At 62.1% G+C, this 12,949-nt stretch carries 11 protein-coding genes and 1 tRNA gene; all 12 read right to left on the bottom strand.

The genetic code is table 11. The features are described from left to right. Positions 1 to 68: 68 nt before the first annotated feature. A complete protein-coding gene (nusA, locus tag BMY52_RS00425) occupies positions 69 to 1,574 on the bottom strand; it encodes a transcription termination factor NusA (RefSeq protein ID WP_090249482.1) in 1,506 nt (501 codons plus the stop codon). Between the two features lie 131 nt (positions 1,575 to 1,705). Next, the gene (gene rimP / locus BMY52_RS00420) at positions 1,706 to 2,152 is read right to left on the bottom strand and encodes a ribosome maturation factor RimP (protein WP_090250449.1); all 447 of its coding nucleotides are present in this window, start codon (positions 2,150 to 2,152) and stop codon (positions 1,706 to 1,708) included. Positions 2,153 to 2,326: 174 nt separating this feature from the next. Beyond that, positions 2,327 to 2,403: transfer RNA gene (locus BMY52_RS00415), tRNA-Met, on the bottom strand. 77 nt (positions 2,404 to 2,480) lie between these two features. Beyond that, positions 2,481 to 2,837: a DUF2818 family protein gene (locus BMY52_RS00410; protein WP_090249478.1), complete on the bottom strand. Its 357-nt coding sequence runs from the start codon at positions 2,835 to 2,837 to the stop codon at positions 2,481 to 2,483. Positions 2,838 to 2,896: 59 nt separating this feature from the next. Then, complete coding sequence (gene nuoN, locus BMY52_RS00405; protein ID WP_090249476.1) at positions 2,897 to 4,342, bottom strand: NADH-quinone oxidoreductase subunit NuoN; 1,446 nt, start codon at positions 4,340 to 4,342, stop codon at positions 2,897 to 2,899. An 18-nt stretch (positions 4,343 to 4,360) separates the two neighbouring features. Then, the gene (locus BMY52_RS00400) at positions 4,361 to 5,875 is read right to left on the bottom strand and encodes an NADH-quinone oxidoreductase subunit M (protein ID WP_090249473.1); all 1,515 of its coding nucleotides are present in this window, start codon (positions 5,873 to 5,875) and stop codon (positions 4,361 to 4,363) included. A 58-nt stretch (positions 5,876 to 5,933) separates the two neighbouring features. Beyond that, positions 5,934 to 7,937, bottom strand: a complete 2,004-nt coding sequence (gene nuoL, locus BMY52_RS00395) for an NADH-quinone oxidoreductase subunit L (protein ID WP_090249469.1) — start codon at positions 7,935 to 7,937, stop codon at positions 5,934 to 5,936. Between the two features lie 3 nt (positions 7,938 to 7,940). After that, positions 7,941 to 8,246, bottom strand: coding sequence for an NADH-quinone oxidoreductase subunit NuoK (gene nuoK, locus BMY52_RS00390; protein ID WP_025280946.1), 306 nt, complete (start codon positions 8,244 to 8,246; stop codon positions 7,941 to 7,943). Positions 8,247 to 8,362: 116 nt separating this feature from the next. Further along, the gene (locus tag BMY52_RS00385) at positions 8,363 to 8,956 is read right to left on the bottom strand and encodes an NADH-quinone oxidoreductase subunit J (RefSeq protein WP_090250447.1); all 594 of its coding nucleotides are present in this window, start codon (positions 8,954 to 8,956) and stop codon (positions 8,363 to 8,365) included. Positions 8,957 to 8,975: 19 nt separating this feature from the next. Further along, the gene (gene nuoI / locus BMY52_RS00380; RefSeq protein ID WP_090249466.1) at positions 8,976 to 9,467 is read right to left on the bottom strand and encodes an NADH-quinone oxidoreductase subunit NuoI; all 492 of its coding nucleotides are present in this window, start codon (positions 9,465 to 9,467) and stop codon (positions 8,976 to 8,978) included. A gap of 14 nt (positions 9,468 to 9,481) precedes the next feature. Further along, positions 9,482 to 10,546 (bottom strand): NADH-quinone oxidoreductase subunit NuoH, encoded by a 1,065-nt coding sequence (gene nuoH, locus BMY52_RS00375; protein WP_090249463.1) that lies wholly within the window; start codon positions 10,544 to 10,546, stop codon positions 9,482 to 9,484. Positions 10,547 to 10,562: 16 nt separating this feature from the next. Further along, on the bottom strand, positions 10,563 to 12,947 hold the full coding sequence (nuoG, locus tag BMY52_RS00370) for an NADH-quinone oxidoreductase subunit NuoG (RefSeq protein WP_090249460.1): 2,385 nt from the start codon (positions 12,945 to 12,947) through the stop codon (positions 10,563 to 10,565). Positions 12,948 to 12,949 lie beyond the last annotated feature (2 nt).

Genomic DNA, 12,949 nt, shown 5'->3' with positions numbered 1-12,949 from the left:
CTTCCGCGGACCGGGCCCCGGCCTGAGGCCTGGGGCGCGCGCACGGCAGGCGCGCTGGTCCTTCTTACTTACGCGTCTTTTGTCTGGTCCGCAAACCAGGGGGCACGGGCGGCCATGATCAGACTGGCTGCCTGCTCCGGGTCCACCGCTGCCTGTTCCACCAAGTCGTCCACCGACTGCTCGGCCAGATCCTCCATGGTGCAGATCCCGCGAGCCGCCAGGCGATGCGCCAGATCAGAGTCCATGCCATCCATCTCAAGCAGGTCGGCGGCTGGCACCCCCCCGTTGTGCTGCTCCTCCGAGGCGATGGCCTTGGTGAGCAAGGCGTCCCGGGCGCGGCGACGCAGCTCCTCAACGATATCCTCGTCGAATTCCTCGATCTGCACGATTTCAGCGGTGGGCACATAAGCCACCTCATCAATGCTGGAGAAGCCTTCTTGCACCAGGATGGCCGCCACCTCCTCGTCCACGTCCAGGCTGTCCATGAACATTTTCTGAAGCTCGGCGGTTTCGTGTTCGTTCTTCTCCACGGCCTGCTTTTCGCTCATCACGTTCAACTCCCAGCCCGTCAACTGCGATGCCAGGCGAACGTTCTGCCCCCCACGACCAATGGCCTGGGAGAGCTTTTCCTCGGACACGGCGATATCCATGCTGTTGCTGTCCTCGTCCACGACGATGGAGAGCACCTCGGCGGGGGACATGGCATTGATGACGAATTGGGCAGGATTGTCATTCCAGAGAATGATATCGATACGCTCACCGGCCAGCTCGTTGGAGACGGATTGCACCCGGGAACCCCGCATACCCACACAGGCCCCGACCGGATCCAGGCGAGGGTCGTGGGAGCGTACGGCGATCTTGGCGCGCATGCCCGGATCGCGGGCCGCCCCCATGATCTCGATCAAGCCCTGCCCCACTTCAGGCACCTCCAGCTTGAACAACTCCACCAGAAATTCGGGCACGGTCCGACTCACGAACAACTGCGGGCCGCGCTGTTCGGTACGCACCTCGCGCAGATAGCCGCGCAGTCGGTCATTGGGGCGCACGGTCTCCCTTGCGATCATCTCATCGCGGGGGATAAAGGCCTCTGCGTTGCTGCCCAGATCCAGAAACACGCCATTGCGCTCGGAACGCTTCACCGTGCCCATCACCAGTTCGCCCACGCGATCCTGGAACTCATCCACCACCTTGGCCCGCTCGGCCTCGCGCACCTTCTGCACGATGACCTGCTTGGCGGTCTGGGCGGCAATACGACCGAACTCCACCGACTCGATGGGCGTCTCGATGTATTCACCCACCTGAATGTCGGGATGATTCTGAATCGCGTAGGAATAGAGGATCTGCCGTTCGGGGCTTTCAAATTCCGGGTCTTCATCATCGACTACACGCCAGCGACGATAGGTCTCGTAGTCACCGGTCTCCCGGTGAATACTGACGCGCACGTCGATATCGCCGCCGTGCTTCTTGCGCGTGGCGGAGGCCAGAGCGGACTCGATGGCCTCAAAGATCACGCTCTTGTCGACGCCCTTCTCATTGGAGACGGCGTCCACCACCAGCAGGATTTCTTTGCTCATTCAAACGTCTCCACATGACTTGCCCCGGCGCGGCCTGCGCGGCGGCGTCCGGATCACAGCGCCCGGCGATTGGTCACCGCGGCGACATGGGGTGAATCCGACGCTGGACCCATCCGGTGTGATCCAGGCTTTCAGAAGCTGGGCACCAATCGCGCCCGAGACACTGATTCCAGGGGGATGCGCACGGCCCCTTCGCCATCGTCCAGGGCGAGCACCACGGCCTCATCCTCCACGGACTCGATCACGCCCTTGAAGTTGCGTTGCCCCTCTATGGGCCAACTGGTGCGGACCCGAACTCGAGCCCCCGGGTAACGCCGGTAGTGGGCCGATTCGAACAGTGGGCGGTCCATCCCAGGCGATGACACCTCCAGGCGATACGGCACCGGGATCGGATCTTCCACGTCCAGCACGCCGCTCACCTGGTCACTCACGGCAGCGCAATCATCCAGCGTGATGCCTTCCTGGCCGTCGATAAAGATCCTCAAAAAGGCGCTGGTACGCTGAACCCGATACTCCAGGCCCCACAACTCGTAACCGAGCCCCTCGACCACCGGACGAATCAGACGCGTCAATTCCAGGGAGTCCTGCCGCACATACACCCCACAAACAAAAAATGGGCCCCAGGGCCCATTCGAGAACACCGCCGTAGCAGTCTTTCTTCGCCCGGCGTCCCTGTCGGGAGCGCATGAAACGGACGTTGAAATCCCACCGCGGTTAAGAAAAAGGCCCCAAAAGGGGCCTTTGACGGTACCTGGTAGCGGGGGCAGGATTCGAACCTGCGACCTTCGGGTTATGAGCCCGACGAGCTGCCAGACTGCTCCACCCCGCAACTGAGGCTGTGAATACTACGCATCTTTCCCGAAGACTGCAACCCCTTATTCACGATTTTCCGTGAATCGGCCCCACCTACTCCGGGATGTCCGACGCGGCATGGGGCACTCGGCTGCGCTGGATCAGGTGCTTGCGCAAATCGTGACGGTAAATGAAGCCGGGGAAGGCAGACACCGCGAACAGGGAGAGGGTGATGGCATAGAACTGCCAGCCCTGTTCGTGGACCGTCCCGGTCATGTAATTCTCCAGGGCCCAACCCAGGGCCAGCGCCACCCCGTACAGCACCCCCCACTCCGCAAACCGCCAGCCGGGGACTTTACGCCCCCCGGGAGGGGAAAAGAAAAAGAACACCCTGTCAGTCATCCAGGGGAGATTGGCGGCCAGAATCATGGCGGCCAGGTAAACCCATACGGCAATCTGCAACACGTCCATCAATCAATTCCGGTTTTTGCGTGAGTTCAATCCCGCGCCGCGCAGGCGAGCCGCACAGCCTACCGTGCAGCCGTCGTCAGCGCCATCAGCAAACCAGGAAAGATTCCCAGGCCGATGACCAGCAGCCCATTAATGGACAACACCACGTTGATGCCGGTTCCCTGGGGCAGCGGCGCCGTGTCCGCCGGCTTGTCAAAGTACATGTACTTGACCACCCGCAGGTAGTAGAACGCGCCGATCACCGACATGAGCACCGCGAACACCGCCAGCCAGACCAACTCCACCTGCACCACGGACTGCAGAATCGCCAGCTTGGCGTAGAAGCCCACCGTGGGCGGCACCCCGGCCATGGAAAACATCAGCAGGAGCATGACGAAGGCAAACCAGGGACTGCGATCATTCAGCCCCTTGAAGTCCTCGATGGCGTCTGCCTCGAAACCCTTGCGGGACAGCAAGAGGATCATGCCGAAGCCACCCGCGGAGGTGATGGCATAAACGATCACATAGAACATGGCGGCGGCATAGCCCGCCTCGATGCCCGACATCAGACCCATGACGATGAATCCCACATGGGCGATGGTCGAGTAGGCAAACATCCGTTTGATGTTGGTCTGAGCGATGGCCACCACATTGCCCACGGCCAGGGAAAGCACCGCCAGGATCAGTAACATCCCTTGCCAATCCCCGTGCAAGGGACCCAGACCATCCACCAGCAGGCGCATGGCAATGGCAAACGCCGCAATTTTGGGGGCCGCGCCAATGAACAGGGTCACTGGCGTGGGCGCCCCGTGATAGACGTCGGGTAACCACATGTGGAACGGGACAGCCCCCAGCTTGAAACCCAGCCCCACCACCACGAACGCCAGCGCGAACACCAGGGCCACGCTGTGATCTGCCGAACCGGCGGCCGCGGCCACCACACCCTGGGTCACACCGGCAATATCCAGGGTGCCGGTAATACCATAGAGCAGCGACATGCCATAGAGCAGCATGCCCGAGGCGATGGAACCCAGCACGAAATACTTCATGGCCGACTCGGAGGCCACGGGAGAATCACGGTTGAACGCTACCAGGGCGTACAGGCAGAGCGACAGGAGCTCCAGCCCCAGATACAAGGTCAGCAGACTGTGGGCCGAGATCATGATCAACATGCCCAGCACCCCGAATAACCCCAGCACGTAAAACTCGCCCTTGTGCAGATCCCGACTCTGCAGATAGGGCCTGGAGTAGAGGAACACCGCCGCCGACACCAGCAGGACCATGGACTTGAGCAGATCCGACATCGGGTCGGCCACGAAACTGTCGCTGAAGGTGAACCGGGCCTCCGGAGACGCCAGGATCACCGTGAGCAAAAAGGTCCCCAGCAGGGTGAACTGAGCCAGGCCGTAGGTGATATCCCGACGCGCCTGGGGGATGAACAGGTCCGCCAAGAGGATGGCGCAGGCCATGCCCAGCAGGAACAGTTCGGGGATGACGGGAACGAAATCCGGAATCTCAAAGGTCATATCGGTATCCAGGAACGCTTAGAGCTTGGAGACGGCGATATGCCGCACCAGGTTTTCCACGGTGGCGTCCAGCACATCCAGCAACGGCGCCGGCCAGACCCCCAGCAGGAGGACGGCGAAGGCCAGCACGCCGAGGATCCAGAATTCCCGCCGGTTCAGGTCCTGCAATTGAGCCACATGGTCGTTGGCCACCTCGCCGTACACCACCCGCTTGACCAGCCACAGGGTATAGGCGGCAGCCAGGATCAAGGTCGTCGCCGCCAGCAGGGCAATCCAGAAGTCCGCGCGGAAGGCCGCCAGGATCACCATGAATTCGCCCACGAAACCAGAGGTACCAGGCAGGCCGGTGTTGGCCATGGCAAACAGCACGAAGAACGCCGCAAACCAGGGCATGGTATTGGCCACACCGCCGTAGTCGGCAATCTGGCGGCTGTGCATGCGGTCATAGAGCACACCCACACTCAGGAACATGGCCGCCGAGATCAAGCCATGGGAGACCATCTGCACCATGCCACCGCTGATTCCCAGCCCCGCGCCCTGCCAGTTGCCGGTGTTGTTGTAGATCATGAAGGCAAGGAAGAAGCCCAGGGTCACGAAACCCATGTGGGCGATGGAGGAGTAGGCGATGAGCTTCTTCATGTCCTTCTGCATCAGCGCCACCAGGCCCACGTAAACCACTGCGATCAGCGACAGGGTGATCATCAGCCAGTCCAGGGCCATGGCCGCGTCCGGGGTGATGGGCAGTGAGAACCGCAGGAACCCATAGCCACCGATCTTGAGCATGATGGCTGCCAGGATCACCGAGCCGCCGGTGGGCGCCTCCACGTGAGCATCGGGCAACCAGGTATGCACGGGGAACATGGGGATCTTCACCGCGAAGGCCAGCAGCATGGCCAGGAAGATCAGTGTCTGGGCAGTCATGCCCAGCGGCGTGTGATGGAAATCCAGGATCGCGAAGCTGCCCGCCTGGGTATACAGGTAGATCAGGGCAATCAGCAGGAACACCGACCCGAAGAAGGTGTAGAGGAAGAACTTCAGGGTGGCGTAGATCCGATTGGGGCCACCCCAGATGCCGATCACCAGGAACATGGGGATCAGCATGGCCTCGAAGAAGACGTAGAACAGCACCGCATCCATGGCCGAAAACACGCCGTTCATCAGGCCCGCCAGGATGAGGAACGAGGCCATGTACTGGGACACCCGGTACTGGATCACCTCCCACGCCGCCAGCACCACCAGCATTGTGGTGAAGGTGGTCAACAGGATCAGCGGCATGGAAATGCCATCCACACCCAGGTGGTAATGGATGTCGAAGGTGCTGATCCAGGGCACCCATTCCACGAACTGCATCTCGTGGGTGGAGCGGTCGAAGAGCACAAACAGCGGCAGGCTCAGCAGGAATGTCAGGACCGCAATCGACAGTGACAGGCGCCGGGATGCCTCCGGCATCCGATCACCCACGAACAAGACGATGAGTCCACCGATAATCGGCGTCCATATCACCAGAGACAAAAGTGGCCAGTCAGCAAACATGTGCTCTTCCCGTTGGAATCCCGCGTTTAACCGTATCGTGGTGCAAGAGGCCCTGATCCTAGAGGGCGAACGCCAGGATCAGCACCAGCAGGCCGATGATCATGGCGAAGGCATAGTGGTACAGGTAACCCGTCTGGCCGAGGCGCAGACGACCCGATACCCAGCCCACCGCGCGGGCACTGCCATTGACGATCACCGTATCGATCAGGAGCGTGTCGCCAAAGCGCCACAGCCATTCCCCCAGACGACGCGCCCCGCCGGCGAACACGGCATCATTGAACTCGTCGAACCCGTATTTGCGATCCAGGATGTTGTAGGCCCAGGGCAGAGTGTCGCGCGCCCTCTGGGCCAGGTCCGGCCGTTTCATGTAAACGAACCAGGCAGTCCCCAGACCCGCCATGGCCAGCCAGAAGGGAGGCATCATGACGCCATGAACCATGTGCCCCAGGACACCGTGATATCCCTCTCCCAGCATGGCCAGCACATCGCGACTCTCGTCCACATACAGGGCCTCGGCGAAGAAGTCACCAAACAGCAGGGGACCCACGAAGTACCCGGCCAGCACCGACGGGATAGCCAGCAGGATCAAAGGCACGGTGACCACCCAGGGTGATTCCTGAGGCGTACCGCCATGCCCATGTCCATGCCCGTGATCGTCCTCGTGCCCCCCGTGACCATGGTCCATTCCGGACGCCTGCCGGAAACGCTCCTCACCATGGAACACCATGAAGAACATGCGGAAGGTGTAGAGGGCTGTCACGAAGACGCCCGCCAGGATCAGCACGTAAGCCAGGCTGGCGCCCGGAATCGAGGACATATGCACCGCCTCGATAATGCCGTCCTTGGAGAAGAACCCGGAGAACCCCGGGAAGCCGATCAAGGCCAGGGATCCGATCAGGGCGGTGACATAGGTGATGGGCATGTACTTGCGCAATCCCCCCATGCGGCGCATGTCCTGCTCGTGATGCAGGGCCATGATCACCGACCCGGCGGCCAGGAATAGCAAGGCCTTGAAGAAGGCGTGCGTTGTCAGATGGAAGATGCCGGCGGCATAGGCCGAAGCCCCCAGGGCCACCGTCATGTAACCCAACTGGGAGAGGGTGGAATAGGCCACCACCCGCTTGATATCGTTCTGTACCAGGCCGATCAGCCCCATGAAGAAGGCAGTGATGGCGCCGATGATCAGGATGAAGCTCAGGGCCACCACCGAGTATTCATAGAGGGGCGACACACGGGCCACCATGAAGATACCCGCGGTCACCATGGTAGCGGCGTGGATCAGGGCCGAGATGGGGGTGGGCCCCTCCATGGAGTCTGGCAGCCATACGTGCAGGGGCACCTGTGCGGATTTGGCCATGGCACCGATGAACAGGAGAATGCAGGCCACGGTCAGCAGCGACCACTCGCTGCCCGGCAGGATGCTGATCGTGGCATCGGCCATGGTATCGGCCTGGGCGAAGACTTCCATGTAATCCAGGCTGGCGGTATGAAAGACCACGGCACCGATCCCCAGGACAAAGGCGAAGTCGCCCACCCGGTTGACGATGAAGGCCTTCATGTTGGCGTAGATGGCCGAGGGCCGCTTGAACCAGAAGCCGATCAGCAGGTACGAGACCAGGCCCACCGCCTCCCAGCCGAAGAACAGCTGCAGGAAGTTGTTGGCCATCACCAGCATCAGCATGGAGAAGGTGAACAGGGAGATCAGCGCAAAGAAACGCTGGTAACCCGGATCATCCCGCATGTAGCCGATGGTGTACACGTGCACCATCAACGACACGAAGGTGACCACCAGCATCATCATGGCGGTGAGATTATCCACCAGGAAACCGATCTCGAAACGGATGCCGTCACTCACCAGCCAGGTGTAAACGGTCTCGTTATGGATCGCCCCTCCGGCCATGGCGTGGTACCAGAAGACCACCAACGAGAGCACGAAGGAGAGGGCCACACCGGCCGTCGTGACACTGTGAGCACCCACGCGTCCTACCTGACGTCCGAAGAGTCCGGCAACGATGGCACCCAACAAAGGCGCCAGCACGATGGCAAGATAGAGCGTCTCCATGTCTTACCCCTTCATCTCGTCCAGATCCTGGACATTGATGGTCTCTCGGTTACGGAACACCAGGACCAGGATGGCCAGCCCGATGGCCGCCTCGGCAGCGGCCACGGTGAGGATGAAGAACACGAACACCTGGCCGGCGAGATCCCCCAGGTAGTGGGAGAAGGCCACGAAATTCATGTTCACCGCCAGGAGCATCAGTTCGATGCACATGAGCAGAATGATCAGGTTTTTCCGGTTCAGGAAGATCCCGGTCACGCTGAGCGCGAACAGAATCGCCCCCAGAACGAGGTAATGCGACAGAGGAATCATGCTTGGTCCCGTTGTTGGCCCTGCGCAGGTCTCTCGACGGTGCCCGCTCGGGTGGTTTTGTTCAGCCCTGACTTCCCGGCTCCGGCGGTGTCACCGGACCGGAGCGCCTTCTACCCTTATTTCTTTTCCGATTCCATTTTCACCATGCGTACCCGGTCTTCACGCCGAATACGGATCTGCCTGGCCGGATCCATGTAACGGCTGTCGGGGCGTCGCCGCAGGGTCAGCACGATGGCAGCGATGATGGCCACCAGCAGGATCACCGCGGCAATCTCGAACGGATAGACATACTCCGTATACAGCAACTGTCCCAAGGCCTCGGTGTTGCTGTAGTCGGCACCGGCCGGGGCCGGTGGTTCCACCTGGAACACCTTGGCGCCCACCACCATGGCCATGACTGCCATCATGCCCACGGCCACCACCAGGCCCACTGGCAGGAGCTTCATGAAGCCCTGGCGGATACGGGACATGTTGATGTCCAGCATCATGACCACGAACAGGAACAGCACCATGACCGCGCCCACGTACACCAGCACCAGGAGGATGCCCAGAAATTCCGCTTCCAACATGATCCAGTGGGCAGCCGTGGCGACAAAGGCGAGCACGAGAAACAGCGCTGAGTGCACCGGATTGCGCACGGTGATCACCGCCACGGCGGATCCCACCAGGACCACCGAGAAGAAATAGAACAGGAACGCTTCAAAAGTCATGTGATCCGGGGCCTCCTCATCAACGGTAGGGCGCATCGGCCGCCCGGGCCGCGGCGATCTCTTGTTCGTACTTGTCGCCGATGGCAAGGAGCTTGTCCTTGGTCATGATCTGCTCACCCCGGTTTTCAAAGTGATAATGCTGGATGTGAGTCTCCACGATCGAATCCACCGGACAGGCCTCCTCGCAGAACCCGCAATAGATGCACTTGAACAGATCGATGTCGTAGCGTGTGGTGCGCCGGGTGCCATCATCACGCGGCTCCGACTCGATGGTGATGGCCAGCGCCGGACACACGGCCTCGCAGAGCTTGCAGGCAATGCAGCGCTCCTCGCCATTGGGATAACGGCGCAGGGCGTGCAGGCCGCGAAACCGGGGCGAGATAGGGGTTGTCTCGTCCGGGTATTGCACCGTGATCTTGCGCTCGAACAGGTGGCGGCCGGTCAATTTCATGCCCAGCAGCAGCTCCCAGAGCAGGAAGGTCTTGAAGAACTGACGAATGGCCGTGCCCATGATGAAAACCTCCTTCACGCGAACCAGGGGCCGATGCCGATGGCCACGGCGGCGCCCGCGACAAACAGCCAGACAATGGTCACGGGAATAAGCACCTTCCAGCCCAGGCGCATGATGTGGTCATAGCGGTACCGGGGGAAGGTGGCGCGGAACCAAAGGAAACAGAACAGGAAGAAGGCCGTCTTCATCAGGAACCAGTGGATGCCACTGTTGAGAAGCCAGCCGAGCACCGGGATGGCGAAGACGGAGTCGGGCAGGATCCCCTCGAACGGCGACAGCCACCCACCCAGGAACAGCAGGGCCGTCAGGGCAGAGATCAGGATCATGTTGGCGTATTCAGCCAGGAAGAACACGGCAAACGCCATGCCCGAGTACTCCACATGGAAGCCCGCAACGATCTCCGACTCCCCTTCCGCCACATCAAAGGGGGCGCGATTGGTCTCTGCCACACCGGAGATGAAGTACACCAGGAACAGAGGGAACAGCGGCAGCAGGAACCAGTGATAGACGCTGCCCTGCTGAGCCATCACGATCTCCCCCACGTTGAGACTGCCGGCGGCCATGATCACCCCCACCAGGGCAAACCCCATGGCAATCTCGTAGGAGATGATCTGGGCCGCCGAGCGCATGGAACCCAGCAGCGCGTAGCGGGAGTTGGAGGCCCAGCCCGCGATGATGATGCCGTACACTCCCATGGAGGTGAGGGCCAGCAGGAAAAGCAGCCCCGCGTTGATATCCGCCAGCACCATCCCGTTGTCGAAGGGAACCACCGCCCACGCCGCCAGCGCCGGGGCAATCGACAGAACCGGCGCAATCAGGAATAGATAGCGGTTGGCATTGGTGGGGATCACCACTTCCTTGGTGAGCAACTTGAGTGCGTCCGCGATAGGCTGCAGCCAGCCCCGTGGACCGACCCGATTGGGGCCCACCCGCACCTGGATGTAGCCGATGATCTTGCGCTCGGCGAAGGTGGTATAGGCCACCGCCAGCATCAGCGGTGTCAAGATCGCCATGATCTTGAGGTTGATCTGCACGATCAACGGCAACCCTTCCCAGAACTGAATCATGGCTTGCTGCATGCTTGAACCCTGATCGTCAAACCTTGTGGAATTCCACCGGCCCGTGGGACGGCCCCAGGCCGCTGGTGACACTGACGCCCGCAGGCAGCCAGGCACACCCCTCGGGGATGCTCTCATCGATCACCAGCGACAGGCGGGCGGTCAGTTTGCCCTGGCGCACCACCACCTCGGTGGCGTCGGCCAGATCCAGGCTGCGCGCCTGGGCGGCATTGATCCGCGCCGCATCAGCGTCGCCGGCGTCTGGCGTGGCCTGCAGCGGCAGCGAGCGGCGCACCAGCGAATCCACGTCATATAGCCCCACGGATGACACCCGCTGCAGACCGGCCGCCTTGGGTGGTACCGGCAGCTTGCTGCCATCATGCTGAACCCGGGTGTCAAAATCGTTCACACCGGCCTCGGCCAGACGCGCCTTGACCTCATCGCGAACCTGTTCGGACGACAGATACTCAAAGCCGGCCAGATCGCTCATGTTGCCCAACACCCGCAGCACCTTCCAGGCGGGGCGTGCCTCACCCGGAGGCGTGGCCGCCCCCTTCACACTCTGCCAGCGACCCTCGGCATTCACGTAGGTACCGGCGGTCTCGGCAAAGGTGGATATGGGCAGGAGCACATGGGCCACCTTGCGCAAGGACTCCCCGGCAAAGGGCGTCAGGGCCACCACGAAGTCGGCCTGCTCCAGGGCCTGCATCGCCTGGGCGGGATCGGCGCAGTCCAGATCGGGCTCCACGTTCAGCAGAACGCACCCCTTGGGCGAGCCGGACAGCCACTCACCCGCCGACTGGCCGGCCGTGTCCAGGGACGCGCCCCCGGGCCCCCGATGGGGCACGGCGCCGACCAGCCAGGCACCCGAGGCGTTGCCACCCTCGGAGAGATACCCCAGGGTGGCCCCGGTCAGGTCGGCGATGACGCCTGCCAGGGCGCGCAGGAGCGAGAACTGGGGGTGATGCTGAGCCTGGATGCCCAGCAGGATGCGGGCACCCCCCTCCCCTGCCAGCTTTTCGGCCATGGTGCGGGCCTCATCGGTGACCTGGGCCGCTTTGAGCAGGTCCGCGAACCCGCGCGGGGTGCTGCCACCCGCCTTTTCCAGAGCCGCGGCGGCCACCGCCGCCAGCGTCATCACCATGCCCTGGGGATCGACCACCACCTGAGGGGCCACCGGGAAATGGAACGGGAAGTCGCGGGAATGGATGGCCATGATCGTCGCGCCCGCCAGCGCCGCCTTACGCAGACGATGCGCCGCCATGGGCTGATCCTTACGAATGTTGCTCCCCACCAGAAGACAGGCAGACACCTGCTCCAGGGACTCCAGACTCCCTCCCAGATAGGGGAATAGCGGGGCGCGTTCCTGATCCGAGAAGTCGGATTGGCGCAGGCGGTGATCCAGATGATGGATCCCCAGGCCACGCAGCCATTGCTGCGCCAGATAGAGTTCCTCCAGGCTGGCCTGGGGGGAAAGCAAGGCCCCGCAGGCTTCGGCGGGCTGGGCCCGCAATCCTTCCACCACCCGGGTCAGGGCGGTCTCCCAATCGGTGGGTACCCATTCACCCTTCTGGCGGATCATCGGTTGGGTCAGGCGATCCTCGGCGGACAGCCCGGTATAACTGAAGCGGTCCCGGTCAGAGATCCAGGTTTCATTGACGCCATCATTGCGCCGGGGCACAACGCGCATGGCCTGCCCGTTGTAGGTGTGCAGATAGAGATTCGACCCCACGCAGTCATGGGGGGCCACGGTGGCGTGCTGCATCAATTCCCAGGCCCGGTAGGTGAAACGCGAGGGCTTGGCAGTGAGGGCGCCCACCGGGCACAGATCGATCACGTTACCCGACAGTTCGGAGGCCACCGTCTTGGCCACGAAGGTGCCGATTTCCATGTTCTCGCCGCGGCCCGTGGCGCCCAGTTCGCGCATGCCGGCGATCTCTTCGCCAAAGCGCACGCAGCGGGTGCAATGGATGCAGCGGGTCATCTCCGTGGCGATCAGCGGACCGATGTCCTGGTCCTTGACCGCCCGCTTGGGTTCGCTGTAGCGGGAGATATCCTCCCCAAAGCCCATGGATACGTCCTGCAACTCGCACTCCCCACCCTGGTCACAGACCGGGCAGTCCAGGGGATGATTGATCAGCAAAAACTCCATGGTGGCCTTCTGTGCGGCCAGGGCCTTGGGCGAGCGCGTGTAGACCTTCATGCCCTCGGCCACCGGCGTGGCGCAGGCGGGCATGGGCTTGGGCGCCCGCTCCACCTCCACCAGGCACATGCGGCAGTTGGCGGCCACGGACAGCTTGTCGTGATAACAGAACCGGGGGATATGGATCCCCGCCGCGTCTGTCGCACGGATCAGCATGCTCCCCTTTTCCGCCTTCAAGGGGATACCGTCGACCTCGAAATTGACCAGATCCTCACTCATGC

This window comes from Ectothiorhodospira marina, from assembly GCF_900109495.1.
GTDB lineage: Bacteria > Pseudomonadota > Gammaproteobacteria > Ectothiorhodospirales > Ectothiorhodospiraceae > Ectothiorhodospira > Ectothiorhodospira marina.
This window is presented reverse-complemented; position numbering and strand designations above follow the sequence as displayed.

Excerpts from the sequence above, each read along its gene's own strand:
- nusA (WP_090249482.1), bottom strand. The coding sequence starts at position 1,574 with ATGAGCAAAGAAATCCTGCTGGTGGTGGACGCCGTCTCCAATGAGAAG.
- BMY52_RS00410 (WP_090249478.1), bottom strand. The coding sequence starts at position 2,837 with ATGGACGTGTTGCAGATTGCCGTATGGGTTTACCTGGCCGCCATGATT.
- nuoN (WP_090249476.1), bottom strand. The coding sequence starts at position 4,342 with ATGACCTTTGAGATTCCGGATTTCGTTCCCGTCATCCCCGAACTGTTC.
- BMY52_RS00400 (WP_090249473.1), bottom strand. The coding sequence starts at position 5,875 with ATGTTTGCTGACTGGCCACTTTTGTCTCTGGTGATATGGACGCCGATT.
- nuoL (WP_090249469.1), bottom strand. The coding sequence starts at position 7,937 with ATGGAGACGCTCTATCTTGCCATCGTGCTGGCGCCTTTGTTGGGTGCC.
- nuoK (WP_025280946.1), bottom strand. The coding sequence starts at position 8,246 with ATGATTCCTCTGTCGCATTACCTCGTTCTGGGGGCGATTCTGTTCGCG.
- BMY52_RS00385 (WP_090250447.1), bottom strand. The coding sequence starts at position 8,956 with ATGACTTTTGAAGCGTTCCTGTTCTATTTCTTCTCGGTGGTCCTGGTG.
- nuoI (WP_090249466.1), bottom strand. The coding sequence starts at position 9,467 with ATGGGCACGGCCATTCGTCAGTTCTTCAAGACCTTCCTGCTCTGGGAG.
- nuoH (WP_090249463.1), bottom strand. The coding sequence starts at position 10,546 with ATGCAGCAAGCCATGATTCAGTTCTGGGAAGGGTTGCCGTTGATCGTG.
- nuoG (WP_090249460.1), bottom strand. The coding sequence starts at position 12,947 with ATGAGTGAGGATCTGGTCAATTTCGAGGTCGACGGTATCCCCTTGAAG.